This is a genomic window from Acidocella sp., assembly GCF_013044125.1.
In the GTDB taxonomy this organism is placed as follows: Bacteria; Pseudomonadota; Alphaproteobacteria; order Acetobacterales; family Acetobacteraceae; genus Acidocella.
This window is the reverse complement of the sequence record NZ_JABEVC010000153.1, coordinates 1-25,518: the sequence shown is the minus strand read 5'-3', so window position 1 is coordinate 25,518 and position 25,518 is coordinate 1. Positions and strand designations below refer to the sequence as shown.

General features: G+C 61.1%; 27 protein-coding genes. 13 read left to right on the top strand and 14 right to left on the bottom strand.

Features of this window, described 5'->3' with window-relative positions; genetic code table 11:
- Positions 1 to 254 precede the first annotated feature (254 nt).
- Complete coding sequence (locus tag HKL97_RS09475) at positions 255 to 1,013, bottom strand: SDR family NAD(P)-dependent oxidoreductase (RefSeq protein ID WP_291424718.1); 759 nt, start codon at positions 1,011 to 1,013, stop codon at positions 255 to 257.
- Positions 1,014 to 1,176: 163 nt separating this feature from the next.
- Between HKL97_RS09475 and HKL97_RS09470 the strand changes: the two genes are divergently transcribed.
- The 5 genes from HKL97_RS09470 (at position 1,177) to HKL97_RS09450 (ending at position 4,502) form a co-directional block, all read left to right on the top strand.
- Positions 1,177 to 1,713, top strand: coding sequence for a VOC family protein (locus HKL97_RS09470; RefSeq protein WP_291424716.1), 537 nt, complete (start codon positions 1,177 to 1,179; stop codon positions 1,711 to 1,713).
- On the top strand, positions 1,713 to 2,123 hold the full coding sequence (locus tag HKL97_RS09465; protein ID WP_291424714.1) for an OB-fold domain-containing protein: 411 nt from the start codon (positions 1,713 to 1,715) through the stop codon (positions 2,121 to 2,123). The genes HKL97_RS09470 and HKL97_RS09465 overlap by 1 nt, the downstream gene beginning before the upstream one ends.
- Positions 2,120 to 3,262: a thiolase family protein gene (locus HKL97_RS09460; protein ID WP_291424712.1), complete on the top strand. Its 1,143-nt coding sequence runs from the start codon at positions 2,120 to 2,122 to the stop codon at positions 3,260 to 3,262. Before HKL97_RS09465 ends, HKL97_RS09460 begins: the two co-directional genes overlap by 4 nt.
- A gap of 81 nt (positions 3,263 to 3,343) precedes the next feature.
- Positions 3,344 to 4,084: a polysaccharide deacetylase family protein gene (locus HKL97_RS09455; RefSeq protein ID WP_291424710.1), complete on the top strand. Its 741-nt coding sequence runs from the start codon at positions 3,344 to 3,346 to the stop codon at positions 4,082 to 4,084.
- Positions 4,077 to 4,502, top strand: coding sequence for a GNAT family N-acetyltransferase (locus HKL97_RS09450; protein ID WP_291424708.1), 426 nt, complete (start codon positions 4,077 to 4,079; stop codon positions 4,500 to 4,502). Before HKL97_RS09455 ends, HKL97_RS09450 begins: the two co-directional genes overlap by 8 nt.
- A gap of 157 nt (positions 4,503 to 4,659) precedes the next feature.
- Here HKL97_RS09450 and HKL97_RS09445 read toward each other — a convergent pair whose 3' ends face one another.
- On the bottom strand, positions 4,660 to 5,700 hold the full coding sequence (locus tag HKL97_RS09445; protein ID WP_291424706.1) for a substrate-binding domain-containing protein: 1,041 nt from the start codon (positions 5,698 to 5,700) through the stop codon (positions 4,660 to 4,662).
- A gap of 165 nt (positions 5,701 to 5,865) precedes the next feature.
- On the opposite strand from HKL97_RS09445, the gene HKL97_RS09440 reads away from it, so the two are divergent.
- From HKL97_RS09440 to HKL97_RS09425, 4 genes are all read left to right on the top strand, one after another.
- Complete coding sequence (locus HKL97_RS09440; protein WP_291424704.1) at positions 5,866 to 6,765, top strand: sugar phosphate isomerase/epimerase family protein; 900 nt, start codon at positions 5,866 to 5,868, stop codon at positions 6,763 to 6,765.
- 68 nt (positions 6,766 to 6,833) lie between these two features.
- Entirely contained in the window at positions 6,834 to 8,009 is a 1,176-nt protein-coding gene (locus HKL97_RS09435; protein ID WP_291424702.1) for a Gfo/Idh/MocA family protein, read from the top strand.
- Between the two features lie 36 nt (positions 8,010 to 8,045).
- On the top strand, positions 8,046 to 8,987 hold the full coding sequence (locus tag HKL97_RS09430; RefSeq protein ID WP_291424700.1) for a sugar phosphate isomerase/epimerase: 942 nt from the start codon (positions 8,046 to 8,048) through the stop codon (positions 8,985 to 8,987).
- Positions 8,988 to 8,997: 10 nt separating this feature from the next.
- On the top strand, positions 8,998 to 9,927 hold the full coding sequence (locus HKL97_RS09425) for a sugar phosphate isomerase/epimerase (protein ID WP_291424697.1): 930 nt from the start codon (positions 8,998 to 9,000) through the stop codon (positions 9,925 to 9,927).
- A 55-nt stretch (positions 9,928 to 9,982) separates the two neighbouring features.
- Here the strand turns inward: HKL97_RS09425 and HKL97_RS09420 are convergent, their stop codons facing one another.
- From HKL97_RS09420 to rpsU, 11 genes are all read right to left on the bottom strand, one after another.
- Positions 9,983 to 12,328, bottom strand: a complete 2,346-nt coding sequence (locus HKL97_RS09420) for a TonB-dependent receptor (protein WP_291424695.1) — start codon at positions 12,326 to 12,328, stop codon at positions 9,983 to 9,985.
- Between the two features lie 100 nt (positions 12,329 to 12,428).
- Entirely contained in the window at positions 12,429 to 13,520 is a 1,092-nt protein-coding gene (gene pqqE / locus HKL97_RS09415; RefSeq protein WP_291424693.1) for a pyrroloquinoline quinone biosynthesis protein PqqE, read from the bottom strand.
- Positions 13,517 to 13,804 carry a pyrroloquinoline quinone biosynthesis peptide chaperone PqqD gene (gene pqqD / locus HKL97_RS09410; protein ID WP_291424691.1) on the bottom strand — a complete coding sequence of 96 codons (288 nt, stop codon included), beginning with the start codon at positions 13,802 to 13,804 and terminating at the stop codon, positions 13,517 to 13,519. Before pqqD ends, pqqE begins: the two co-directional genes overlap by 4 nt.
- Positions 13,801 to 14,553 (bottom strand): pyrroloquinoline-quinone synthase PqqC, encoded by a 753-nt coding sequence (gene pqqC / locus HKL97_RS09405; protein WP_291424689.1) that lies wholly within the window; start codon positions 14,551 to 14,553, stop codon positions 13,801 to 13,803. Before pqqC ends, pqqD begins: the two co-directional genes overlap by 4 nt.
- Complete coding sequence (gene pqqB, locus HKL97_RS09400; RefSeq protein ID WP_291424686.1) at positions 14,550 to 15,479, bottom strand: pyrroloquinoline quinone biosynthesis protein PqqB; 930 nt, start codon at positions 15,477 to 15,479, stop codon at positions 14,550 to 14,552. Before pqqB ends, pqqC begins: the two co-directional genes overlap by 4 nt.
- Before the next feature lie 39 nt (positions 15,480 to 15,518).
- Positions 15,519 to 15,596, bottom strand: coding sequence for a pyrroloquinoline quinone precursor peptide PqqA (pqqA, locus tag HKL97_RS13685; protein WP_363238684.1), 78 nt, complete (start codon positions 15,594 to 15,596; stop codon positions 15,519 to 15,521).
- Positions 15,597 to 15,667: 71 nt separating this feature from the next.
- Entirely contained in the window at positions 15,668 to 16,048 is a 381-nt protein-coding gene (locus tag HKL97_RS09395) for a c-type cytochrome (RefSeq protein WP_291424684.1), read from the bottom strand.
- A gap of 43 nt (positions 16,049 to 16,091) precedes the next feature.
- A complete protein-coding gene (locus tag HKL97_RS09390) occupies positions 16,092 to 16,910 on the bottom strand; it encodes a transporter substrate-binding domain-containing protein (protein ID WP_291424682.1) in 819 nt (272 codons plus the stop codon).
- Positions 16,888 to 18,621 carry a PQQ-dependent dehydrogenase, methanol/ethanol family gene (locus tag HKL97_RS09385; RefSeq protein ID WP_291424680.1) on the bottom strand — a complete coding sequence of 578 codons (1,734 nt, stop codon included), beginning with the start codon at positions 18,619 to 18,621 and terminating at the stop codon, positions 16,888 to 16,890. Before HKL97_RS09385 ends, HKL97_RS09390 begins: the two co-directional genes overlap by 23 nt.
- Positions 18,622 to 18,834: 213 nt before the next feature.
- Positions 18,835 to 18,966, bottom strand: coding sequence for a hypothetical protein (locus tag HKL97_RS09380; RefSeq protein ID WP_291424678.1), 132 nt, complete (start codon positions 18,964 to 18,966; stop codon positions 18,835 to 18,837).
- A 454-nt stretch (positions 18,967 to 19,420) separates the two neighbouring features.
- Positions 19,421 to 19,624 (bottom strand): 30S ribosomal protein S21, encoded by a 204-nt coding sequence (gene rpsU, locus HKL97_RS09375; protein ID WP_007421557.1) that lies wholly within the window; start codon positions 19,622 to 19,624, stop codon positions 19,421 to 19,423.
- 137 nt (positions 19,625 to 19,761) lie between these two features.
- Between rpsU and HKL97_RS09370 the strand changes: the two genes are divergently transcribed.
- From HKL97_RS09370 to HKL97_RS09360, 3 genes are all read left to right on the top strand, one after another.
- Positions 19,762 to 20,301, top strand: coding sequence for a peptide deformylase (locus HKL97_RS09370; protein WP_291424675.1), 540 nt, complete (start codon positions 19,762 to 19,764; stop codon positions 20,299 to 20,301).
- Complete coding sequence (locus HKL97_RS09365; RefSeq protein WP_291424720.1) at positions 20,301 to 20,912, top strand: COQ9 family protein; 612 nt, start codon at positions 20,301 to 20,303, stop codon at positions 20,910 to 20,912. The genes HKL97_RS09370 and HKL97_RS09365 overlap by 1 nt, the downstream gene beginning before the upstream one ends.
- Before the next feature lie 67 nt (positions 20,913 to 20,979).
- On the top strand, positions 20,980 to 21,504 hold the full coding sequence (locus tag HKL97_RS09360) for a DUF1993 family protein (protein ID WP_291424673.1): 525 nt from the start codon (positions 20,980 to 20,982) through the stop codon (positions 21,502 to 21,504).
- On the opposite strand, the gene HKL97_RS09355 is transcribed toward HKL97_RS09360, so the two are convergent.
- Complete coding sequence (locus HKL97_RS09355) at positions 21,501 to 22,268, bottom strand: MOSC domain-containing protein (protein WP_291424671.1); 768 nt, start codon at positions 22,266 to 22,268, stop codon at positions 21,501 to 21,503. The genes HKL97_RS09360 and HKL97_RS09355 overlap by 4 nt on opposite strands.
- 127 nt (positions 22,269 to 22,395) lie before the next feature.
- Between HKL97_RS09355 and clpB the strand changes: the two genes are divergently transcribed.
- Complete coding sequence (gene clpB / locus HKL97_RS09350; RefSeq protein ID WP_291424669.1) at positions 22,396 to 24,975, top strand: ATP-dependent chaperone ClpB; 2,580 nt, start codon at positions 22,396 to 22,398, stop codon at positions 24,973 to 24,975.
- The last annotated feature ends 543 nt before the right edge of the window (positions 24,976 to 25,518 follow it).

The window sequence follows — 25,518 nt, the reverse complement described above, 5'->3', positions numbered from 1 at the left end:
GGGGGTGGGTGATGCTCATGCGCGAATCCAGTGTGGCCGGTTATGTTGCGCCGCAGCGGCGCGTCCGGGCCTGCCTACCCTGGCGGGAGGGCGGCGTCCATCGTGCTTGCGTGAGCGGGACCCCGGGCTGGTGCCGGCCCGGGGTGGAAGGCTTAGAGTGCGATCGTTTGAGGTTCGTTCAGCCGAGCGAGCCGAAAGCGTGAATCGCCCTCAGAAAAATGGCCAGAGCTTGATCGCACTTAAAGCGATCAGGCTTAGAACTGCACGCGCTTGGTGTAGCCGCCGTCGATGATGAGGTTGGTGCCGGTGATGTAGCTCGCGGCGGGGCTGGCGAGGAACACCACGGCCCGCGCCACGTCTTCCGGCTTGCCCATGCGCCCGAGCGGAATGGCTTTCTCGGTGGCTTCGTAGACTTCGGGCATTACGCCCTTCAGCGCCTGCCAGTTGCCGGTGGGGAAGGAGACGGGGCCTGGCGAGACGGCGTTGACGCGGATGCCCTTGGCCGCCCAATGCTGCGAGAGCTGCTTGGAATAGGTGAGCAGGGCGGCCTTTAGCGCGTTGAACGCCTGGGGCACGAAAAATGTTTCAACCGCGGCGGTGCTGGACAGGATGATCACCGCGCCGGCGCCGGAAGCCGCGAGGTAGGGCTCCAGCGTTTCGCACCCGGCCACGCCGCCGAGAATGTCCACGTCCAGGCATTTCTGCCAGTCCGTGGCGGCCTGCGAGCCGGAGGCGCTGGCGTTGTGGATGAAGATGTCGCAGCCGCCCATGGCTTGCGCGGCCTTCACCAGCCAGGCTTTGTAAGCGTCCATATCCTGCATATCCAGGACATCGCCCACCACCTTATGGCCGAATTTGGCCAGGGCGGCGCGGGTGTCCTCAACCTGCGCGGGGTTGCGGGAGAAAAAGGCGACATCCGCCCCCTCGGCCGCGAATGTTTCAGCGATGGCGCGGCCGATGCCGCGGCTGCCGCCGGAGATGATGATTTTTTTGCCGGCTAATCCTAGATCCACTTCGTTTCTCCCGGTTGTTGTGCGTGCCCGATTTCCGGATAATATATATACAATTTTAGTATAATAATATAATAGTTAATGCAAGGCGAATGGAATATCTTGCCCGTGTTTTGGTTTTATGATTATACAAAATCACAACAAAAGTATAAAAGGAAGCGAACGGATGCGCAGGAATATGATTGCCGGTATTGGCGATGTCATGCAGCTGGCTTTTGTTCCCGGGGATGTGGACGCGGCGCTGAAATACTGGACGCAGACCATGGGCGCCGGGCCGTTTGTGCTGCTGGAGCATATTCAGGCCGAGACCGCCGCCTATAGGGGCGTGCCGGCGGACATCGATTTCTCTCTCTATCTTGGCTATTGGGGGGATTTGCAGATCGAGATCATCGCACAGCACAATGATGTGCCCTCGATCTATAAAAGCTGGCGCGATGAGGGGCGCGAGGGGCTGCACCATGTGTGCCTGCTCACCGGGGATATGCGCCGCGCGCGCGCCGCCATGGCGGCGGCCGGTGCGGCGGTGGTGCAGGAGCTGACGATGGCGGGCGGGGTGGAGGCGATTTACGCCGACACCGGCGGCGGCCCCGGTTCGCTGGTGGAGGTGCTGAAGCCGAGCCAGGGCATTTTGGACAGTTTCGCCTATATCAAGAGCCTCTCGGTGGGCTGGGACGGCACCGATCCCGTGCGGAGGCTTGGCTGATGCGTGCGATTGCGCCGGATTTGTTTGTGGAGACGCCGGACGGCCCGCGCCTGCAGGGCGGGCGGCGGCGTGAGGGCGGGGGGGTGGTGTTTCCGTTGCCGCAAGGCGGCGAGCGGGCATTTTATGAGCCGGTGGCGCTCTCGCCGCATGGCCGGTTGTGGAGCTGGACGGTGCAGCGTTTCCGTCCGAAATCGCCGCCTTATGCGGGGGATGAGGATGAGCGCGGTTTTCGGCCCTATGCGGTTGGTTATGTGGAGTTGCCGGGCGAGGTGATTGTGGAGGCGCGGTTGGAGTTCGGCGAGGTTGAACCGCGCCTGGGCCTTCTGATGCGGCTGGAGATTGTGCCCTTCAACCACGGGGCCGATGGCGTTTTGCAAAGTTGTTACATCTTCCGGGCGGAGGGCGCATGAGCGAGGTATTTATTGCCGGGGCGGGGATTCATCCGTTTGGGCGGCATGAGCTTTCCGGGCTTGACCAGGGCGTGTTCGCGGCGCGGGCGGCGCTGGCCGATGCGGGGGTGGAGTGGCGCGATGTGCAATGCGCCTTTGGCGGCTCCTTTGCGGCCGGGGACGCGGATGCGGCGCTGCCGCGGCTGGGGCTTACGGGCGTGCAGTTCATCAATGTCGCCAATGGGTGCGCGACCGGCGGCTCGGCGCTGCTTTCGGCGTATTGGGCGATCAAGTCCGGCGAGTTCGATCTGGCGCTCGTGCTGGGGTTTGATAAGCATCCGCGCGGTTCCTTCAACCCCGCGCCGGCCGATATGGGGCTGCCTGACTGGTATGGCGAGCTGGGCATGATGCTCACCACGCAGTTTTTCGCCAATAAGATCCAGCGTTATATGGCGCTGCACGGAATCAGCCGCCGCACGCTGGGGCTGGTGGCGGAGAAGGCGTTCGCCAATGCGGTGCATGCGCCGCATGCATGGCGGCGCGCGCCGGTGGCGCTCGATGACATTCTGAACGCGCAGATGGTGAATGATCCGCTGACGAAGTTCATGTTCTGCTCGCCCTCGGAGGGGGGGGCGGCGCTGATCCTGGCCAGCCCGGCGCGCGCGCGCCAGCTGGGACGCGACCAGATAAGGCTGCGCGGGGCGGCGATGCGGACCAGGGTGAAGGGGTCGTTCGAGGTGTTCTCGCCCAGCCTGGATATTGAGCGCGGGCCTTCGCCGGCGGAGCTTGCGGCCAAGGCGGCTTTTGAGATGGCCGGGATGGGCCCCAGGGATATGAATGTGTTGCAGCTTCAGGATACCGAATCGGGTGCTGAGATCATGCATATGGCGGAGAACGGTTTTTGCGCGCATGGCGAGCAGGAGGCGTTGATACAAGCGGGCGCCACGCGCATTGGCGGGCCGATGCCGGTGAATACCGATGGTGGTTGCCTGGCATGCGGCGAGCCGATTGGCGCCTCGGGACTGCGGCAGGTTTATGAGAATGTGATTCAGCTGCGCGGCCAGGGGGGCGGGCGCCAGGTGCCGGGCAACCCGGTGGCCGGATATACCCAGGTTTATGGCGCGCCGGGGCTGGCGGCGGTTACCATCATCGGAAAATAGCGCGCGGTTGTGAAACACGCGGCATACGCTTAATGGCCAGGGCTGTGTCTGGCATTTGCGCTTGGCGGCGGGTGGTTTGCGATGTGTGAGGTTTGCGGGGCGGTTTCGCGGCGGGCTTTTTGTGGCGGCGCGCTGGCGCTGACGATGGGGCGCGCGGCGCTGGCAGGCGGGCGCCCGCCGGGGCTGCTGGAGCCCGCCTTGCGGGTGCGGGGTGCTGGCGGCGGACGCACGGTGGCGGTGAGCCTGGATGCGTGCCCCGGGTGGTTTGACCGGCGGATTGCTGATGTGCTGGTTGCGAAGGCGATACCAGCCACGATTTTTGTGACGGCGGTGTGGATGCGATGGAACCCGGAGGGGTTGGCGTATTTTCTGGCCCGGCCGGATATCTTCACGCTGGAGAATCATGGGGCGCGGCATCTGCCGCCGGTATTGGGGGATGCGCGCGTGTATGGGCTGGCGCCAGCCGGGACGGTGGAGGCGATCCGGGCCGAGGTGCTGGACGGGGCGGCGGCTGTGGAGAAAGTGACCGGCCGCCGGCCGCAGTGGTACCGCGGGGCGGCGGGGCTTTATAGCCCGGCGGCGATTCCGGTGATCGAGGCGCTGGGGTTCAAGGTGGCGGGGTATTCGCTGAACTCGGATCAGGGTGCCTCATTACCGCCGGAGATTGTCGCGCGGCGGCTGGAGGCGGCGAAGGATGGGGATGTGACGGAAGGGCATATCAACCAGCCGCGCCGGGCCAGCGGGGCGGGAATTGCCGAAGGGCTGGCGGCGTTGCAGGCGGCAGGCGCGCAGTTTGTAGGGCTTGAGACGGCTTATGGCTGAACTGCGGCTGAGCGTGACCGCGGACCCGCCGGCGCAGGCCCGCGCGGCGCTGGTGGCTGGGCTGGCCGGGTTTCATGAGAATTTGCTGGGTCCGGCGGATGCGGTGCCGCTGGGGGTATTTTTGCGTGACGGGTGCGATGCGGTGCAAGGCGGGCTCTGGGGCCGCAGCGGGCATGGCTGGCTGTTTGTGGAATTATTATTTGTGGCCGAGGCGATGCGCGGACGCGGGCTGGGGGCGCAGTTGCTCGCCGCCGCGCAGGATGAGGCGCGCGCGCGCGGCTGCGGCGGGGTGTGGCTGGACACGATGAACCCGGCGGCGCTGCGGTTTTATCTGCGTCATGGGTACGAGAGTTTTGGCGAGCTGGCGGATTATCCCGCGGGGAACCGGCGAGTGTTTTTACGCAAGCGGCTGGGGTGACATCCCACGGGCCGTTTTTGCGGGCGATATGACTCTCCGGGACCAAATAGCTAGTACCCTGCGTCATTCATGACGCAGGGTACTGCGCGCGGGTTGGTGGGCGGCGCGCGCTAAATATGACGCTCGTGGGACACGGCATTTTCAATGACGTGTCCCACTAGGTCCACGCGCTTTCGGGGGTTACGATATCAAATGGCACAATGCGCTGCTGGATGGATGTCTGCCCCCGGCCTTCGATTCGATCGAGCATGACTTCGATCAACTCCTCGGGCATTCGCTTTAATGAATGGGGGACGGCTGCCGTGATCAAGCCCTCTGCCAGCCCTTTTTGTGCTTCCGGGCCGATATCCCGGCAGACGATTTTTATGTCCTGCCGGCGCGGGGCATCGAACGCGCGCATCGCGCGCAGAACGCCGGAGATGCCGCCGCCGGCGACGAAAATTCCAACCAGATCAGGTTCTTCAGCGATTAGCCGCCGGACGATTTCAAAAGCGATTTGGGGTTCCTCGTTGGTCAGTTGGGTTTCGTGAACAACGAAGGCAGGGGCGCGCTCGCGCATATATGAGCGGAAGCTGGCGTCACTGATATCCTGACATTGGTAGCGGTGGCTGCCGACGAAGGGAAAGACCTTGCCGGGGCGGTGGGCCATCTGGCTGATGAACCACGCGGCGGTGCGGCCCGCCTTCCAATTATCCGTGCCGACGAACGCGGCCCGGCTGGCGGCTGAAAGATCGGTGATATAGGCGATAACCGGCGTGTCGCGGGCGCGCAGTTCGTCGATCGCCTGGCTGATCAGCGGATGGTCGGCGGTGACGACGGCGAGGGCATCGCAGACTTCCCCGAGCGCCAGCAAATGGCCGGCCACCGCTTCTGGCGAGAGATCATCCTCGAATTCAATGACCGGCTTGATGAGGGTATCAACCCGCCGGGCCGCGGCCGTTACAATGGCGTCCGCCCAGAGCCGGTTGATGGCGCGGTGCGATTGTTGCAGCAGAAAGCCAAGCTTGCGCTGGGGCAGGTTGGTTTGCTTGCGTTCGCGCAGGATGCCCAGGCCGTAGAAGCCAATTGATTGCGCGGCATTCAGAATCCGCTCGACCGTGTCCGGCCGCAAGGCGCCTGTACCGTGCAGCAGGCGGTTGACGGTTGAGACGCTGAGGCCGGCGGCATTCGCCAGATCGGTGACGGTTGGACGTTTCATCGGGGTCCTCGAAATCATGCCATTTTTGATTGATATAAAATGGCATAAAAATATCATTTAGTCATGATTGTAATTCCATTTTACGGGCCAAAAAGATACATAATGGCCCGCGAATATGGCGATACCGCTGAACGCATGACGTATTCAACCACAAGGTGAAATCCTATGAAGATCGCGCTTGACCCTTTCATGCACCGTCATCTCAGCCTGGAGGAGCTGCCTTTCAAGGTGAAGGAGCTTGGCTATGACTGGATGGAACTCTCCCCGCGCGGAGATTTTCTGGAATGGTTCAAGGCGCCGCGGGTATTTCCCGAGCGTGTGAGGGCTTTTAAACGGGCGCTGAAGGAGGCGGGGGTTGGCATTGCCTCGCTGCTGCCGATGTACCGCTGGGCCTCGAATGACGAGGCTGAGCGGCAGGCGGCTGTGCGGCATTGGAGGCGCGCCATCCAGATTGCCGTTGATCTTGAGGTGGACACGATGAACTCCGAATTCGGGCGCGGCCCGCATCCGGACAAGGGGTCCTGCTATTGTTGCCATACCGGCTCGATGGTTGAAACATGCGAGGAAGCCTGGTGGCGCTCGATGGAAGAGCTTGTGCCGGTGTTCGAGCGGGAGGGGGTTAATCTCCATATCGAGCCGCATCCAGAGGACTGGGTGGAGACCCTTCAGCCGGCGGTGGATATCATCCGCACTGTCAATTCGCCACGGGTGAAATTTTTGTATTGCGCGCCGCATACTTTCTATTTTGGCGACGACACCCGCACGATGCTGCGCGAATGCGCCGATGTGCTGGCGCATGTGCATGTTGGCGATACGTTCAACCACAAGGGCAGCTCCGGCCTGCGCTATATCGTCAATCCCCCCGGCTCCGCCGCGCGGGTGCATCAGCACCTCAACATCGGCCAGGGCGAGGTGCCGTGGGATGATTTCTTCGGCACGCTGGCTGAGATCGGGTTTGATGGAATCATGACGGCTTGCGTCTTTGCATGGGAAGAGAAGGCGGATCAGTCAGGCCGCTTCATGCGGCAGGAAATTCAACGCTATATCGAGCAATATAAAAAATAACCGAAATGACCGCGCCGGTTTTTCAAGCGGTTTCATCCCTGGATTCATATCATAAAAAGGTTTTGCACATGTTGAACGGAGAAAAATTGATCGAGCGCCCGCTGCGTTGGGGCATGGTTGGCGGCGGGCGGACCGGGCAGGTTGGCTACAAGCATCGTCTTGGCGCGCTGCGCGACAATACCGCGTACCGGCTGGTTTGCGGCGCATTTGATCTTGATGCCGGGCGCGGCCGGGATTTTGGCGAGAAGATCGGCGTTGAGGCGGAGCGCTGCTATGCGGATTACCGGAGCATGATCGCCCAGGAAGCCGGGCGGGCGGATGGGGTGGAGGTTGTGACCGTCGCCACGCCCAATTACACCCATTACGAGATTACCAAGGCTTGCCTTGAAGCCGGGCTGCATGTGATTTGCGAGAAGCCCTTGTTCTTCACGGTTCGTGAATGCGAGGAGATAGAGCGCCTTGCCGAGGCGCGCGGGCTGATTGTTGGTGTGACCTACGGTTATTCGGCTTATCCGATGCTGCTGCAGATGCGCGCGATGGTTGCCCAAGGGGTGATCGGTGAGGTGCGGATGGTCGATTTAACCTATGTCCACGGCTTCAATTCCGGCGATGACGCGAATGCCTCGGAAGCGCAGAAATGGCGGACCAATCCGGCAACGTCGGGCCCCACGTTCGTGCTCGGCGATATCTCGACCCATACCTATTATATGTCGCAGGTGATTCTGCCGGAGATGAAGATTTCCAAACTTCTTTGTGACCGGCAGAGCTTTATCCGCTCGCGCGCGCCCTTGGAAGACAATGCCTATGTTCTGTTCCACTATGATAACGGAGCGGTGGGCCGGCTGTGGTGCTCATCGGTCTGTGCGGGGTCGATGGAGGCGCAGACGATTCGCATCGTTGGGTCGAAGGCCAGCTTGATCTGGCGCGAGACGGCGCCGAATGAGTTGACCTATGAAATACAGGGCCAGCCAGGGCAGGTGATGCATCACGGCATGCCGTATCTGGACCCGATTTCGCTTGATAGCGACCGGCTTGGCGCGCTGCATACGGAAGGGCTGAGCGAATCCTGGGCCAATATCTATCTGCGTATCGCGCAGGCGATTGACGCGAAAAACCGTGGCGATGAGGCAATGCTCGCCAGGTTGATCTATCCCGGAATTAAAGGCGGAACCGATGGCGTGCGCTGGCTTGAAGCGTGCGTGCGCTCAGCCGAGGCGGGCGCGCAGTGGGTTGATTTCGCATAACCTGCAAACTTGAGCCATGAAACGGGATTGCTGAACATGAAACTTTCGATCTGTACTGACTGCATGGGCGAACTCTCCTTCACGGAGATGCTTGATAAATGCGTGTCCCTCGGGGTTGAGGGCATTGAGATGACAGGCGGGGGCTGGTCATCGGCGCCGCATGTACGCGCCGGGGAGCTGTTGAGCGATGCGGGAAAGCGCCGTTCTTTTCTGAAAGAGATCGAAGCGAGGGGACTCTCCATCGCGGCGCTGAATTGCTCGGGAAATCCGCTTGATCCCGGTGCGCTGGGTGCGAAGCACCGCAAGGACACGGAAGATACGCTGCGCCTGGCGGGCGAGCTTGGCGTGAAGAAGGTTGTGATGATGTCCGGTCTGCCTCCTGCCGCGCCGGGCGATACCATCCCGAACTGGATTACCTATACGGTCAGCTGGCCGGCAAGTTTGAAGGATGCGCTTGATTACCAATGGAATGATGTAGCGATTCCGTATTGGCATGGGTTGGTGCGGCTTGCTGATGAAGCGGGCGTCGAGAGATTCGCGTTGGAGAATTTCTCCTCCATGCTGGTTTGGAATCCCGAGACGCTGTTTCGGCTCCGGGATGCGGTGGGCCCCAAAGTGGGGCTGAATCTCGACCCGAGCCATTTGTTCTGGATGGGGGCTGATCCGATTGCAGCGGCGCGCGCTCTTGGCCCGGCGATTCATCATGTTCACGGTAAAGATGCACGGATTGAGCGCGGGCTGGCGGCGGTCAACGGTCTTCTGGAAACTAAGCCGGTGGAGGATACAGTGCGCCGGGCGTGGAATTATGTCGCGGTGGGCGCCGGGCATGACTTGCAATGGTGGAAGGAGTTTTTCTCAGTTGTGCGCATGCTGGGTTATAATGACTGGGTAAGCCTGGAAATGGAGGATCTGACCATGTCGGTCGAGGCGGGCATCCAAAGCTCGATCAGCGCGCTCCAGGCGGCGATCAGCCGTTAAGGGGCCCGGCATGAACGCGCCCATCACCATTACGACCGCGCCCTGCTGCTGGGGGGTGGACGATGTGCGCAACCCGCATTTGCCGGCTTGGGAGCGCGTGCTCGACGAGGCTGCGGCTGCCGGATTCGCTTGGGTGGAGCTTGGGCCCTACGGCTACCTGCCGCTGGATGTTGCGCGTGTTTCCGAGGCGTTGATGCGCCGCGGGCTGAGCGTTGTGGCCGGAACGATTTTTGATAATCTGGCCGATCCGTCCAATCGCGCCGTGTTGTTGCGGCAGACGGCTGAGATATGTGCGTTGATCACCGCGTTGCCAAGGCCTGCAACGCATCCCGGTCAGCGGTTTGCGGCGCCGTATCTAACCGTGATGGACTGGGGGCACGAGGCGCGGGACTATGCCGCGGGCCATGCGGAGCGCGCCCCCCGTTTGGACCGCCACGCGTGGTCCGGCATGGCCGCCAATATTCGTGCCATCGCCACGCTGGCGCGCGATGAATTCGGGGTGCGCGCGGTTATTCATCCTCATGCGGGCGGGCATATCGAATTCGCGGACGAGATTGAGCGGATCGCGGGGGATGTTGCGGCCGAGGAGGCGGGGTTGTGCCTTGATACAGGGCACCTGACCTATGCCGGGATGGACCCTATCGCGACGATACGGACCTATTGGGAGCGCACGGACTATCTGCACTTCAAGGATATTGACGGTGTGAAGTTCAAGGAGGTGATGGGGCGCAAGATACGCTTCTTCGATGCCTGCGCGGAAGGTGTGATGTGCCCGATCGGCCGTGGTATTGTGGATTATGCGGGCATCCGCGCGCTGCTCACGCAATTGGGATATGCTGGATACATCACGATCGAGCAGGAGCGTGATCCGCGCAATAATGGATCGATCCTTGAAGACCTTGCGGCTTCCAGGGCGTTTTTGGCCAGGGTGGGGTTTTAGAGTGCAATGACTTCAAATTAACCTGTAAAGCGGGTCAATCGGAAGTCGTCATGATTTAGAAGTTGTATTTCATTCCTGCGTAGACAGAGGCAGGGGCTGCGATGCTGTAGCTGCGCGGATTGGAATAGTTGGGAGCTTGGGCGACATAGACGCCGCCAGCCAGCCCCGTAGGCGAGAAGGTTCCGTAATTATAGTATTTTGTGTTCGTTACGTTATCAATGCCGCCAAAAAACTGAAGAGCGGATGAGATGTTATAGCTGGTGGTGAGGTTCACGACGAAATATCCCGGCAAGGGCGGGGTGAGATTTGCCGGGTCTCCGTATAGATAGGTTGAAGTCTGCGCGGCAAAGGAAATTCCCAGGTTCCACCGCCGGGTAGCCTGATATGCCGCGCCGAGTTTGATGATGTTTTGCGGGATTCCGGGGAGATGGTCACCTGGAACGACGGTGATGTCTCCGTTGGTATTTGCCTGCGGATTGCTTGAATGTTCGATGAAGTTGCTGCGGTATGCCGCATCAATTCGGGAATATCCACCATAGATTTGCCATTTGTTGAAATCGATATGTACCCCGGCATCGAAGCCTGTGCGCAAGACATTACCGATATTTCCGAAATACCCGGAACTGATAGGGTTGTATGGCGATTGCAGAAATTCGATATCGTTGCTGGTGATCGTATGATAATAATCGGCGTTATAGATGATGATTGATTCCAGAGGGCCGACCAGGGTACCTTTCACGCCGGCCTCGAAGGTATGGGTCACGATTTGTTTCAGATTGGGGTCGCCGGACATGAAATTCGCGAGGCTGCACGAATCCTGCGGGCTGGCGCAGGAGAGTTCGGCGGGAGTGGGCACGGCGTTGGCTTCGGAATAACTGCCGTATACGGTGAGGAGGTTCGTGACATCATAGGTCGCGCCGATGGCGGGATTGAAATGATCGTAATAATGCCGTCCGGTGAGGCCGCCGCCGGGGGCGTTGGGGTCGGGCGGGTTCTGGTCATGCAGGGCGATATTGGCGATATTGAAACGCCCGCTTGCTGTTAGCGCCAGTTTTTGCGTCAGGTTCAGTGTGTCCGAGATGAAGGCGCCATAATAGGCGTTGCGAATGACCACGTTGACCGGCACCGTGCCGGGTTCATCGAGCAGATAGCCGGGGCTTTGGATGCCGGACGGTGTGTAATAAAATCTTGAAACACTGGTCAGGCCGCCGATATAGCCAGCCGCGCCATAATTCGTGAAGCCGCCATCATAGCTGAGGCCAGCGAGGAGGTTGTTCTTGAGGCCAAAAATCGCGCTTGCGTTGGTGAACTGGACTGAACCGCCATAGCCGTTTGTGTTGGTCGTGTTCAGGTTCAACTGCGCGTAGCTGTAATAGCCTGCGGCATTTGCGTTGGGTAGAAAATTTGGAATCGGCGCGCCGCCCAGCGTCGTGCTGAGGCTGCCGCCAGCGCCGCCCTGGCACAAATATCCGGCATTGACGCCAGGCCCGCAGGGTTGATCGTTCGCGCCGTTGCCGTTGGTTAGATTTTCCCGGAGATTGTCGTAATATATAACCGCTTGCAGCGATGTTTTGGCGGTGAGCTGGTCATCCAGCGTGGCGCTGAATTTTGCATATTTATCAGTGATATTATTGGGCCCGGTGAATTGCGCGGCGGGGTCCGCTGCCAGGAGTTGCACTGGTACGCTGCCGGGGCCGTTCAAGTTCGAATTTGCCAGCGTGGCGTTGAAATGCAGAGCGGCATGTGGGCCATGCCAGCCGATGTCGCCGTAAAAATTCTGAATATCGGAGGATTGGGCGTTACGCCATCCAGCCTCGTGGGTTTCGTTCAGATCAACATAAGCGGCGGTGTTGCCAACCTGTTTGCCGTATTCGAGATTGGCGTTCAGCTTGTCAAACGAGCCGCCGGATAATTCAACCTGGCCGCCGCTGGTGTTAAAGCCGTTTTTCATGATCACGTTGATCGCGCCGCCGAGGGCGTTGAGGCCAAATACAGGGTTGCCGTCCTCAAGGCTCAGTGAGTGGATCGCCTCGCTGGGGAGCAAGGACCAGATTGCGAGATCCCCAAAGGGCGTGTTGAACCGCGCGCCGTTTATGTAAACGCTCAGGCCTGCTGGCGTGCCTTGAATGGGGGAGAGCTCGAAGCCGTGATAAAGGATGGTGGGCTGATAAGGGTTGGCCTGACTGTTGACGAGGTTAACGCCGGCGGCGCGCTGACTCAGTGCTTGTGTTGCGTTGGCAACGCCGTTTTGAGTGAGGTCCTGACTGCGGAGAACCTGTACCTGGTGTGGAAATTTTCTGATATTGACGCCAGAGGCCGATAGAGGTGAGGTGTGAACATAGATGGTTTGATCGGCGGAGGGGGGCGTCTGGCCGTGTGCGAGTGGGGCGGCAAAAATCAATAAAAACAAATATGCAGGCAAAGCTGGCGATTTTCTTCTCTGTTTCCGTCTCGTTTTTATTTTTTGTTTCAAATCCGTATCTCCCCTGTGCCTCCTCGTGTTACAGCCTGCGATAAATAAACTCCCTATGATCCGCGCGCGATTCTGATTCTGCAAGGCGTTGGATTTCCTCGTGCCGGGGGGAGAGGTGGCAAACCGGGTCTGTCGCCGCGGCGTTTCCAGCCAGAGACAGCGCCTGGCACCGGCAGCCGCCCCAGTCGACTTCCTTGAGGGCACATGAGGCGCAAGGCTCCTGCATCCAGCCTGTACCGCGGAACGTCTCGAAGGCGCGGCCCTGTTCCCAGATTTCTTTCAAAGGCGAAAGACCGGCGCGCTCGAATTCCAAGCCGGGAATTGAATCCGCGGCGTGGCAGGGTAAGACGCGGCCATCAGGCGTTACGTTCAACAGTTTTTGGCCCCAGCCGCCCATGCATGTTTTTGGTTTTGCGGCGTAATAGTCCGGGACGACGTAATCGATAACCATTTTGCCGCGCAGCGCCGCGCGGCGCTCGGCGACGATCGCATCCGCGGCCTCGAACGCCTCGCGTGTTGGAATCAGTGCTGCGCGGTTGCGCAATGCCCAGCCGTGGTATTGCACATGCGCGACTTCGAGGCGATCCGCGCTGAGGGACTCCGCAAGGCCGATCATCGCCGGTAATTGATCAAGATTCTGCCGGTGCACGACCGCGTTGATTGTCAACGACATGCCGAGCTTTGGCACCAAGCGGGCAATTTCAAGTTTTTTCGCATGTCCGTTTTTGTAATTGCCGATACGGTCGGCCGTCGCCGGGTCCGCGCCCTGGATGCTGATCTGCACATGGCCAAGACCGGCATCGGCCAAGGCCTGTAGTTTATCTTCATTCAGCAATACAGCCGAGGTGATGAGATTGGCATACATGCCGCGTGCGGTGGCGTGCGCGATAAGTGCCGCCAGATCCGGGCGTAGGGTTGGCTCGCCGCCTGAGAAATGAATTTGCAGCACGCCAAGATCGGCGGCTTCGCCGATAAGATTCAACCAGAATTCTGTGTCGCGCTCTTGCGCAACTTTGAGAAGTTCGAGCGGGTTCGAGCAATAGGGGCATTGCAGCGGGCAGCGATGGGTGAGTTCCGCCATCAAAGCGAGCGGCGCGGCGGGGCGGTGGCGGGCATTCATAATACGATCAGACCCTTATCGTTCAGTTCGCGGATGAAGGCGATCACATCCTCCTCGATTTCCTGTGCGGGGGCGCGAAAGCGCGTTGCCAGGCCTGCGGCAATGTCGCTCACCGTGGCGGCGGGTTTGAAAGATTCGATGATGGCATCAGCAATTTCGTCGAGTACAATCACGCGCTCCGGCGCCATGAGAATGGCGCAATTGCGTGTACGGTCAAACTGCCGGCGTACGCCACGGCGCAGCACGGGGACTGAATCGCGCGTAATGGCCGCAGCCACCATCATCTCGCCAGCGCCATTTCGTCCGCCTGGTACAGAAAAGCGCCATGTGGAATTTGGCCGGGCGCGACATAGGCCGCGTACAGCCCGTCCAGCTGTGCCCACAGTACGTCGCATTTGAAGCGTAGCGCGGCAAGCACCAGTTCTTGCTCATCGCGTGTGCGGGCATGGGTTTTTACATAATCCAAGGCATAATCAGCATCTCGCGGGGCCTGGTGCAGCCGGGCGTTGAAATAGGCCAGGGTCTCGGGGGAGACAAAATCATAATTGGCTAACATGCCGGCGACGCGCTCGGCGATGATCGTGGGGGAGAACATCTCCGTCAGTGAGGAGGCCACCGCTTCAAGCAGTGAACGGTCTCGCACAAAATGCACATAGGCGTCGACAGCGAAGCGCGTGATCGGGAGAATGCCGCGGTTCGATTGGACGTAATCCGCATCGAGCCCCACCCCTGTCGCGAGGCGCAACCAGCGGGCGATGCCGCCATCGCCGGCATGTTCGCCGTCATGGTCCACCAACCGCTGGCGCCAGACGCGCCGGGCGGCGGTGTCTGGCAGGCGGGCGAGGACGATCGCGTCTTTCTGCGGGATGCTGCTCTGGTAGTAGTAGCGGTTAAGCGCCCAGGCCTGGACTTGTGATTTGCTTAACGCGCCGGAGTGCAGCAGGCGGTGAAAGGGGTGCAGGTTATGGTAATGCGCGGCGCCGATTGCGCGCAATGCGGTTTCCAGTTCGCCGTGCGTCATTATTGTTGTCATACCGTTACCTCCATGCCGTCAAAGGCGATTTCCCATCCAGCGGCGCGCACAAAGGCGGCTTCTTGGGAATCATCGCACAAGATAGGGTTCGTATTGTTGATGTGGATGAATATTTTGCGGGCGAGCGGCGTTTGGGCAAAGGCGGCAATGCTGCCGTCCTGGCCGCAGACGCTGATATGGCCCATGCGGGCGCCGGTTTTCGTGCCCATTCCCGCCGTGATCATTTCGTCATCGGCCCAGAGGGTGCCATCGAAAAACAGAACATTCCCGCCGCTGACGAGGTGCCTTATGCTGTCTGTAACGCGCGCGCAGCCGGGGATGAAAAAGACCTTCCGTCCAGAGGCGGCGCGCAGGGAAAGTCCGATTACCGCCTGATCGTTGACGAGGTTTGCGGCGTCTTTCCCGGCTTCCTGGTAGAGCGGAATTTTGCCGGGAACGGGGAAGGCTTCGACCCATAGGCCAAGGGGCTGATTCTGCGCGTCGCGCAGCTCCGTCTCGCCCTGCGCGCTCAAGGGGGCGCAGCGCACGAAATCCCGGTTCAATACCGAAAAAACTTCGTTATTATCGATAATTTTCTGCACAAATGGATCGGCGTAGAGGGTGAACGGGTGGCCTTCGCGCAGTGAGAGAAGCCCGGCGATGCAGTCGATATCGCCTCCTGAGATCACCACGGCGTGGACCGGCGAATTACGTGCAGGGCCTGAAATATCGGGGTTCAGCGCGGGGGCGGCGCGTAGCTGCGCGGGCAGATCCGGGCTTGCGTTCAATAACACCCAGCGCCGGGCATCAGCGCTCACGGCCAGGGAGGCTTGGGTACGCGGCTTCACCGCCGGGTCGCCGGCGCGGGCGCGTGTGCAGCCGGTGCATCGGCAGTTCCATTGTGGAAAGCCGCCGCCGGCTGCCGCGCCAAGTACCCTTACAAACACAGGCAGTCTCGCAAGGATACTTGGTTTGGCATTGGATTTTTACTTCTTGCCGGCGGAGATATAGCTGTTGATTTCAGCGCCGACACAGATTTCAGTGATAACAGGTTTACGCCACATTATTTTTTCCTCCTTCGGTTAAGGCCGGGGCGAATTTACCCCGCCTATTTGCAATGCAATTTGCAAATTTCTTATTTAACTTGTGAAACCAGCGGCACAGATGAGCCAAGGCTCGCGTTATAGTCCAGCGCGGTGCTGCCTGCCGGGTAGCCGTTCTTGCTCAGAATGTAGGCCAGGGCCGCGGTATACTGATCATGAGTCAGGCTGCCTGGCTGGCCAGCCGGCATCTGTTCGGCAATTTCGCTGAAGATGGCGCCAATGGTGTATTTATTGGCGGCCGACGCAAAGCTTTGCCCAACAAGCGAGGGGCCGGCGCCACCTTTCAGGTCGGCGCCGTGGCACATCGCGCAATTCTGCGCGAACACGGTGGCGCCTGAGGCGGCCTGGGCGGCTGTGAAGAGGGCGGGCGGCGCCGCCGCGGCCGCACCCATTGCCGACAGGATCAACGCCATGGCGGAAACTCCTGTTATATTCAATATCTTCATGGATTTACTTTCACTGATGGAGCGTTGGAGTGTTGTAAGGTTTGATGATATTAGCCAATCTTCCGCTGGCCACAAGAGATGCCACTCCATGGTTGAATGTACGCACGGCTTCGCTGTTTTTTGCGGTTTCGGGATACAGGCCAACAATATTCCACACGGCATGTGGCAGGCCAATTTGCGACATACGCAGATTTTGCGGATGGCTGGCTAATTGTTGGTTAAGCCAGGGCTGCCAGATCAGCGCGGCATTGACCTCTCCGTTGTCCAGCGCGCTCAGGAGTTCGGCGTTTGTGTAATAGACGTGTTCGGCCGTCATATTCTGTGCGGTGAAATACGTTGAAGGCACCGTCAGCATCACCACGCCCATGGTTTTATGCGCCGCGACCATCGCGGAGAAGCTGGAGGCTGGCGCGCCGGTGGTGGCGGTGACAAATCCCGTTCGTACATAAGGCAAGGTTGCGGACATGTTGGCGGGCAGCGTTGGGTGCCCCGCTTCAACCGGGAAGCCCATGACGATATCGCAACGCGCGGTGAGAGTCTGGAGGTATTTTTGCAGCCCTTTGCCGGAGAACTGCGAGCGATCGGCCTTGGAGCTGTCCAGCACGACGAGATCGGCGGCGGCATGCTGATTTTCCGCGACGGCGTTGGCGACGGCCTCGTCGATTGTGAAGATCGGGTTTGCCTTGTCGAGGCACATCCGAAGCGGGGCAGCGTGTGCGGGTTTCCCCGCACAGCCGAGTCCAACCACAGCCAACAGGGCCGCGGCGATAACCCCAGGCCGCTTGCGCGGCCGGGGGAACATCGCGTTACTGGTTGACTTGGAAGACATAAAGCTGCCCCCCACGCGGCGCCTTCGCCAGCGGCGCGCCAAGCTTGCCGGACCAGATTGGCCACACGCCGCCCCAACCCGACCAGACCGCGACATACTGCTTGCCGTTCACCTCATAGGAGATCGGGGCTGCAATGATGCCCGAGCCGAGGTCGGGGCTCTTCCAGAGCGTTTTGCCGGTCTTGCCGTCGAAGGCGAGCAGATGACCGTTAGGCGTGCCGCTGAACACGACACCGCCAGCCGTCGCCAGGGCGCCGCCATCCCAGGGGGCGGCGGTTTTCTTCTGCCAGACCTGTTTGCCGGTGGAGAGGTCGATCGCCTGGAAGGAGCCGAGCACGCCCGGGCTGGTTGGATCGGGTTCCATCTTGAAGGTCTCGCCCAGGAAGGGCAGACCCGCGGCGTAGCTTACCGGTACGCCGGTCATGCTCATGCAGGCGTGCAGGGTGGGGACGTAGGCCATGTTGGTCGCCGGATCGACGGCGGCCGGCCACCAGTTCTTGCCACCGAGGAAGCTGGGGCAGGTGAAGATGGTCTTGTCCAGCGCGGGGCGCACGGCGTCGTTGCCGACGGCCTGGCCGTTCACGATGCCTTTGATCGAGGTGTCGTGGACGAAAACCTTCGCATAGATGAGTTTGCCGGTTGTCCGGTTAATCGCGTAGAAATAGCCGTTGCGGTTGGCTTCCACGATCGCTTTGTAGTTTTTGCCCTTGTAGGTGAGGTCGGTGAGCATCGGGGTGTTCACGCCGTCATAGTCCCAGGTGTCGTTCGCGGTGTACTGGTAGTACCATTTCAGCGCGCCGGTGTCGGGATCGATGGCGAGCAGGGAGTCGGTATAGAGGTTTTTGCCTGGGCGCATGGTGGCGAGCCACGGGCCGGGATTGCCCGCACCCCAGAACAGGGTGTTGGTGTCTGGATCGTAAGTGCCGGTCATCCAGGGGGCGCCGCCGCCGGTCTTGTAGGCGCCGGCGGGCCAGGTGTCGCCGCCGGGCTGGTTGGGGGCTGCGGTGGTGTAGGTCTTCCAGAGTTTCGCGCCGGTCTGTGCGTTAAGCGCCTGGATGAAGCCGCGGGCGCCGTATTCGCCGCCGCCGGAGCCGATGATGACCTTGCCGTTGACCACCAGCGGCGCCTCGGAGATCGAGTAACCAATGCCAGGATCTTCAATCGACACATTCCAGACCACCGCGCCGGTCTGCGCGTTAAGCGCTACGACGTGGTTGTCCAGCGTGCCGAAGATCGCGAGATTGCCCGATAGCGCAACGCCGCGATTGTTGGTGTCACAGCAGACGGTTTTATAGGCCGCGGCGGGAACCTGGTAGTCATATTCCCAGAGTTTGGCGCCGGTCACGGCATTATAGGCGATGACGTGGTCCTTGGGCGTGGTGACGAACATGTAATCCCCATTGACGATGGGGGTGTCTTCGAAGCCGTCCGGAATATCGATCTTGCCGGAGGTCCAGGCGACGCTGAGCTTGCCGACGTTCTGTGGGGTGATTTGCGTGAACGGTGCGTAGTTGCGGCCGCTATAGTCGCGGTTGAACATCAGCCAGCCATCATTGGACTGCGCGCCGTCCAGCATCGAGGCTGTTACGGGTGTGTAGGCATCCTGGCCGGCCTGCGCGCTTCGCGGCAGGCTTGTGGCGAGCAGGCCGGCGCAAACGCCCCAGCCCGCGGTGGCGAGCAGACGGCGCGCAAAATTCGATTTTTTCGTCATTCCGATTGTGTCCCCTTCATTATTTTAAATGCGCCGTTTTGGCGGCATGTGTTTGTTTTGTGGTACGCTCTTGGTTGGTTTTGCGGCGAAGTTTCCAGCTGGCTTCGTCGCGCACGCATGGCCGGTTGAGAAAATGCTGGCCCGGCCTATTCTTTGATCGATATATTTATAATTTATATCTTCACCTTGCGTGTTCTGCGGTCAGCTTCGCGATCAGCCCGCGGGCAGGTTTTTGGCCTGCTGGTCATGGCCGCGGATTATCGTATGATTTTCGTGGCCAATGCGGCTGCCCTCACGCGGCCGCACGCCCGCACCCAGGCCGTAGAGCGTATTTAGTGGCGGCATCAAGCATCGTTGTTTCCTCTGTAATCGCCTAAAACCTTGGACAAGCCTTTCTAGCGAAGGCATGAAATACTATTAAGCAATTACCGTACCATGAATCATACGGCCATTTGCGCGGGGTTTTTGGAATGCGAAGTGTACCAGCCTCATCTCTGCCCGCGCCAAAACGGGACGTTGTGCCAAAACGGAGCAACGATATGATTTGGTTTGCGGTGGATGTCGCCATGGTGCCCGTCTGGCTTCGCGGGGGGCTTATGGCAAAGAGAGGCGCCTACGCACCGCCGGGAATTTGATCGCGGCGGGTGCGCAATGGTGGGCGGAAAGCTGCGCGGCGTTCATCGTGGCCAGCGTAAGAATGACGGGAGGGCGGGATTTGGAAACAGAAAAGCCGGAAACCGGCGCCTAAGGCGCTGATTTCCGGCTGTTTTCAGGGCGATGATTCCCGCAAAAAGGGGATTTAGAAGCCTTCGCGCTCGATGCGCTTGCGCTCCATCTTGCGGGCGCGGCGCACAGCCTCGGCGGCTTCGCGGGCGCGGCGCTCGGAGGGTTTCTCATAATGGCGGCGGAGTTTCATCTCGCGGAACACGCCTTCGCGCTGAAGCTTCTTTTTGAGCGCCTTCAGCGCCTGGTCGACGTTATTGTCACGAACGAGAACTTGCACTTGGCCGAAAACTCCTAAAAAACGCCCAAAATAAACGGCGAAACGCGGCCGGGATGGCCGTGTCCGCGAAGATTGGGGCGGCTATAGCATAGATTTGCCGGTAGCCAAATCATTTCTGCTAGACCATTTATGCAGCCATGGCGATTTTGAAAATAGCCCGGATGGGGCACCCCGTGTTGCTGGCCCGCGCGGCGGAGGTTGAGGACGTGCGGGCGGCGGAGGGGCGCCGGTTGCTCGCGGATATGGTGGCGACGCTGAAGGATGCTGGCGGCGTGGGGCTGGCGGCGCCTCAGGTGTTCGCGAGTGTGCGGCTGTTCGTTTTTTATGTGCCGGAGTCCCGCGCGGGGAGCGGGGGGGCGCTGCCGCTGACGGCGGTGTTCAACCCGGTGGTGACGCCGCTGGATAAGGAGATGGAGCTGGGTTGGGAGGGGTGTCTCTCCATTCCCGGGCTGCGGGCCGCGGTACCGCGCTATAAAAAGGTGCAGCTGAGCGGGCTGGGGGTTGAGGGCGAGGCGCTAAATATGGTGCTGGAGGGATTCGCGGCGCGGGTGGTGCAGCATGAGGCGGACCATCTGGACGGGGTGATGTATCCGATGCGGATGCGCGATTTCAGGTATTTTGGCTTTAATGAGGAAATGGACCGGAATCCGGTGCCGCTTCCTGGGGAGGTTTTGTGATGCGGATTGGCGAGGAGATGGCGGGGGTGCTGGAGGCGCTGCCGGGGCATGCGGCGTTTGACGGGTGGAATGTGACGGCGCTTGGCCGCGCCCTGGCGGATGCGGGGGAGGCGCCGGAGGATGCGGCGTTGCTGTTTCCCGGCGGGGCGGGGGAGATGATCGAGGCGTTTTTTGCCTGGAGCTTTGTACGCATGGAGACGGCGGCGGCGCAGGCGGACCTGGCCGCCTACCGGACGCCCGCGCGGGTGCGGGCGGTTGCCGCGATATGGTTTGAGCAAAATGCCGGGAACAAGGAGGCGGTGCGGCGTGCGCTCTCCTGGCTGAGCCTGCCGGGGAATTTGCTCCGGGGGCTGCGCATCAACGCGGGCATGGCGGATGCGGTGTGGCATGCGGCGGGGGACAAGTCGGCGGATTTCAACTGGTATACCAAGCGGGGGTTGCTGGCGGCGGTGCTGGCCGCGACGATTCTCTATTGGGTGCATGACCGCTCGGCGGATGAGGAGGCCGTGCTGTGGTTTCTGGACCGGCGGCTGGCGGATGTGGCCTGGGCCGGCGGGCTGCGCAAGCGCGTTGCGGGCAGGTTGCGGGGGCGGCGGTTCGGCGTGGGTTGATGCGCGGGGATGCCGCGTGTGGCTGTATAGTGGCTATATATAAGACAGAGAAGCGGGAGCCTGAGCAATGACGATTTCAATGTATGGCATGTCGGTGGGCAGTTTTGTGCCGGTGCTGGAGAGCTTATCGGGAATTCTCGGCAAGGGCGCGGCGCGTGGGCGGGAGAAAAACCTGGATTTGGTGAATGCGCGGCTGGCGCCGGATATGTTTACCTTGAAGCAGCAGGTGCAGATTGCCTGCGAGCATGCCAAGAGCTGCGTGTTGCGGCTGACCGGGCAGGCGGTGCCGGTATTTGGCTTTACCGAGGCCGGGATGGAGGATTTGCAGGCAGGAATCGCCGCGACCATCACTTTTTTGAAGAGCGTGGATGCGGCGGCATTCGAGGGGGCTGAGGCGAGGGAGGTCAGCATCGATCTGCCGGGCGATCTGGTGATCGCGATGGATGGGCTGCAGCTGTTGCAGGCCTGGGCGCTGCCGAATTTTTATTTCCATGTGGTGACGGCGTACGGGATTTTGCGCCATCATGGGGTGAGCATCGGCAAGAAGGATTATTTGAGCCAGGTTGGGCCGCTGATCCGCCGCCGGGGTTAGAGCGAGGCGATGGTGTCGCCGGGGCGGATGACCCCGGGGGTGAGGACTTCGGCGTAGACGCCAAGATCGGTATGGCCGAAGTTTTTTTGCAGTTCGCGCACGGGATTGGCGTCACGGATGGCGGTGCAGGGGTTGACGGTGGTGGCGGCGCAGCGGCCGATGCGTTCATGCACACGCAGGGTGGCCTCGCCGATCTGCAGGGTTTTGCCGAGCCAGGAGAATTCGGCCCAGGCGGCGATTTCCTCGATATAGATGTTGGCGCGGAAGCGGTGTTTGCCGCGCGGGGCGGCGGCGGCGGCTTCCAGGGCTTTGAGCGAGCCGAGGCCGATGAGGCTGATGACCTGGGTTTGATGATCGCAGAAGCTGTGGGATTCGAAATAATGGAAGGCGGGGCGCTGGCCGAGCGGGCCGGTGCGCGATTCTGTGCCGAGCCAGGCGGTGAGGAAAGCGGTTAGGGCGGTGCGGCCCTCCGGCGTGAGCGGGTTGGCGGCGATGTTCTGGCCGTTGGGCGCGGTGATGGCGAGCTGGCTGGCGGTTTCGTCAAACCGGGTTTGCAGCTGTGCGATGCTGGCGTTGCGCAGCAGGCACATGAAATTGGTTTTGGAGACCCAGGCGGGGTTTGCGGGGTTTAGCGCCGCGTCACCCTGGGCGAGGGCGAAGGCGCGGTCCCACGGGATGCAGCGGCCGGGGGTGAGGGCGGCGCTGGCCAGGGGCTCCGCCGGGAGGCCTTTGACCGGGTAGCGGTAGAGTGATTCGATGTGCAACGGTGACCCCCCTCTTGAGCTGGATCATGGCGGTGCCAATATGGATTTGGCAAGTTGCTGTTGCCTATTGAGGGACAGTGATCCGGTTGCCTTTTGAGGGACGAATGTTTGCGTAGGAGCAAAAATTATGGATTTTGAGAAATTCACCGAACGTGCGCGCGGGTTCGTGCAGGCGGCGCAGACGATCGCGATGCGCGAATATAACCAGCAGATTACGCCCGAGCATTTGTTGAAGGCGTTTTTGGATGATGAGGAAGGCGCGGCGAGCGGGTTGATCCGTATGGCCGGGGGCGATGCCCAGGCGGCGAAGCAGGCGGTGGATCTGGCGGTTACGAAAATTCCCAAGGTGCAGGGGGCAGGCGCCGGACAACCCGGCATTACGCCCGATATGGTGCGCGTGCTCGACGCGGCGCAGCAGGCGGCAACCAAGGCGGGTGATGAATTCGTGGCGCAGGACCGGTTGTTGATCGCGCTGGCGGCGAGCGATACGCCTGCGGGGCGCGCGTTGAAGGCCGCGGGGGCGAGTGCGCAGGCGCTGGAGCGCGTGGTGGCCGAGGTGCGCAAGGGGCGCAAGGTGGATAGCGCCACGGCGGAGCAGCAGTTTGACGCGCTGAAGAAATATGCCCGCGATGTGACGCAGCTGGCGCGCGACCAGAAGCTGGACCCGGTGATCGGCCGCGATGAGGAGATCCGCCGTACGATACAGGTTCTGGCGCGGCGGACGAAGAACAATCCGGTGCTGATCGGCGAGCCGGGTGTGGGCAAGACCGCGATTGTGGAAGGGCTGGCGCTGCGCATTGTGAACGGGGATGTGCCGGAGAGCCTGCGCAACAAACGTGTGTTGTCGCTGGATTTGGGCGCGCTGGTGGCCGGGGCCAAGTATCGCGGCGAGTTTGAGGAACGGCTGAAGGCGGTGCTCAAGGAGATTGAGAGCGCGCAGGGCGAGGTGATTTTGTTCATCGATGAGATGCACACGCTGATAGGTGCTGGCAAGGGCGATGGGGCGATGGACGCCTCCAACCTGCTGAAGCCGGAGCTGGCGCGCGGCGCGCTGCATTGCGTGGGGGCGACCACGCTCGATGAATATCGCAAGCATGTGGAGAAGGATGCGGCGCTGGCGCGGCGGTTTCAGCCGGTGTTCGTGGAGGAGCCGAGCGTGGAGGATACGATCTCGATTCTGCGCGGGATTAAGGAGAAATATGAGCTGCACCATGGGGTGCGGATCTCCGACGCGGCGCTGGTGGCGGCGGCCACGCTCTCCAACCGCTATATCACCGACCGGTTTTTGCCCGATAAGGCGATTGACCTGATGGATGAGGCGGGCTCGCGGCTGCGCATGCAGGTGGACAGCAAGCCCGAGGAGCTGGATGAGCTGGACCGTAGGCTGGTGCAGTTAAAGATCGAGCGGGTGGCGCTGAAGAAGGAAAGCGACTCGGCCTCCCGCGAGCGGTTGGAAAAACTGGAACACGAGCTGGCGGCGCTGGAGGAGAAATCCGCCACGCTGAGCGCCGCGTGGAAGGCGGAGAAGGACCAGCTGAACGCGACGCAAAGGCTGAAGGAGCAGCTGGACCAGGCGCGCAATGAGGTGGAACTGGCGCAGCGCAAGGGGAATCTGGCCCGGGCATCGGAGCTTTTGTACGGCGAGATCCCGGCGCTGGAGAAGCAACTGGCGGCCAAGAGCGAAGAGCGGCTGGTGGATGACGCGGTGACGGAAGAGGCGATTGCCGCGGTTGTTTCGCGCTGGACCGGGGTGCCGGTGGAGAAGATGCTGGAAGGCGAGCGGATCAAGCTGCTGAAGATGGAGGACAGCCTGCGCCAGCGCGTGGTGGGGCAGGAGACGGCGCTGGTCGCGGTCTCTAACGCCGTGCGCCGGGCCAGGGCGGGGTTGCAGGACCCGGGGCGGCCGATTGGCAGCTTTTTGTTCCTGGGGCCGACGGGCGTGGGCAAGACCGAGTTGACCAAGGCGCTGGCGGAGTTTCTCTTCGATGATGAGCGGGCGATGGTGCGCTTCGATATGAGCGAGTTCATGGAGAAGCATGCGGTCTCACGCCTGATCGGCGCGCCGCCGGGCTATGTGGGCTACGATGAGGGTGGTGTGCTGACCGAGGCGGTGCGGCGCCGGCCTTACCAGGTGATTCTCTTCGACGAGGTTGAGAAGGCGCATGAGGATGTGTTCAACATTCTGCTCCAGGTGCTCGATGACGGGCGGCTGACCGATGGGCAGGGGCGGACGGTGGATTTCCGTAATACGATCATCGTGCTGACCTCCAACCTCGGCTCGGATATTTTGGCGGCGCAGCACGAGGGCGAGGATGTGCGCATGGCCGAGGCGGCCGTGATGGGGCGGGTGCGCGAGCATTTCCGGCCAGAGTTTTTGAACCGTCTGGACGAGATCGTGCTGTTCCGGCGTTTGCAGCGGGCGGATATGGGGACGATCGTGACCATCCAGCTGCGGCACCTGGAAGGGCTGCTGGCGGACCGCAACATTCGCATTACGCTGGACCAGGGCGCGCGCGACTGGCTGGCGCAGGCGGGGTATGACCCGGTGTATGGGGCGAGGCCGTTGAAACGGGTGATCCAGCGCAACCTGCAGAATCCGCTGGCCGGGCTGATTCTGGAGGGGGCGGTGAAGGATGGCGAGAGCGTGCAGGTGAGCGCCTCGGATGCCGGGCTGGTGATCGCGGGGCATCTGGCCGAAGCCGCGTAGAGGCGATTCTCCCCGGGGGGCTTGGCGCCCTCTGGGGGAATCGCTGGGTTTGCGCGGTGATTCGTCTGGGTGCGGCGCGGGTTAGCGGCGGGGACGCAACCGGCCTGAAAAATTTCTGAAAAAAAATCTCACAGGGCGGTTGGAACGGCCCCAGGCTTAGGGTTTGCGCGGGTTATTGGGGTGTGCCGGCAGGGGATTGGGACGGCATGCGCTCCCAGCATAGCGGAAATGCTGCGATGCAAAAAACCAGGCTTTCCGCGGGTTTGGCGGCGAGGTGACGGGAAAAGCGGCGGTTTGCGGTGGTTTGAAAGTTTGTGAACCTGCGTTGACAGCCTGGGTCACTCAGGCGTAGAAGCCGCTCCACGCTGAGACGACGCGGACGGCACCAAGGCATCGGAGACGATGCCTTTTATGTCGGCTTCTAGTCAAGGCAAAAGTTGCTACTGTTATTTGACAATTGAATAGGCTGGGAAGGGATACGTTGGTGGCGTTTCTGGGCTTCGTTTTAGGGCGGGGTTTAGGTTTTCATTAGGTTTAGGCTTG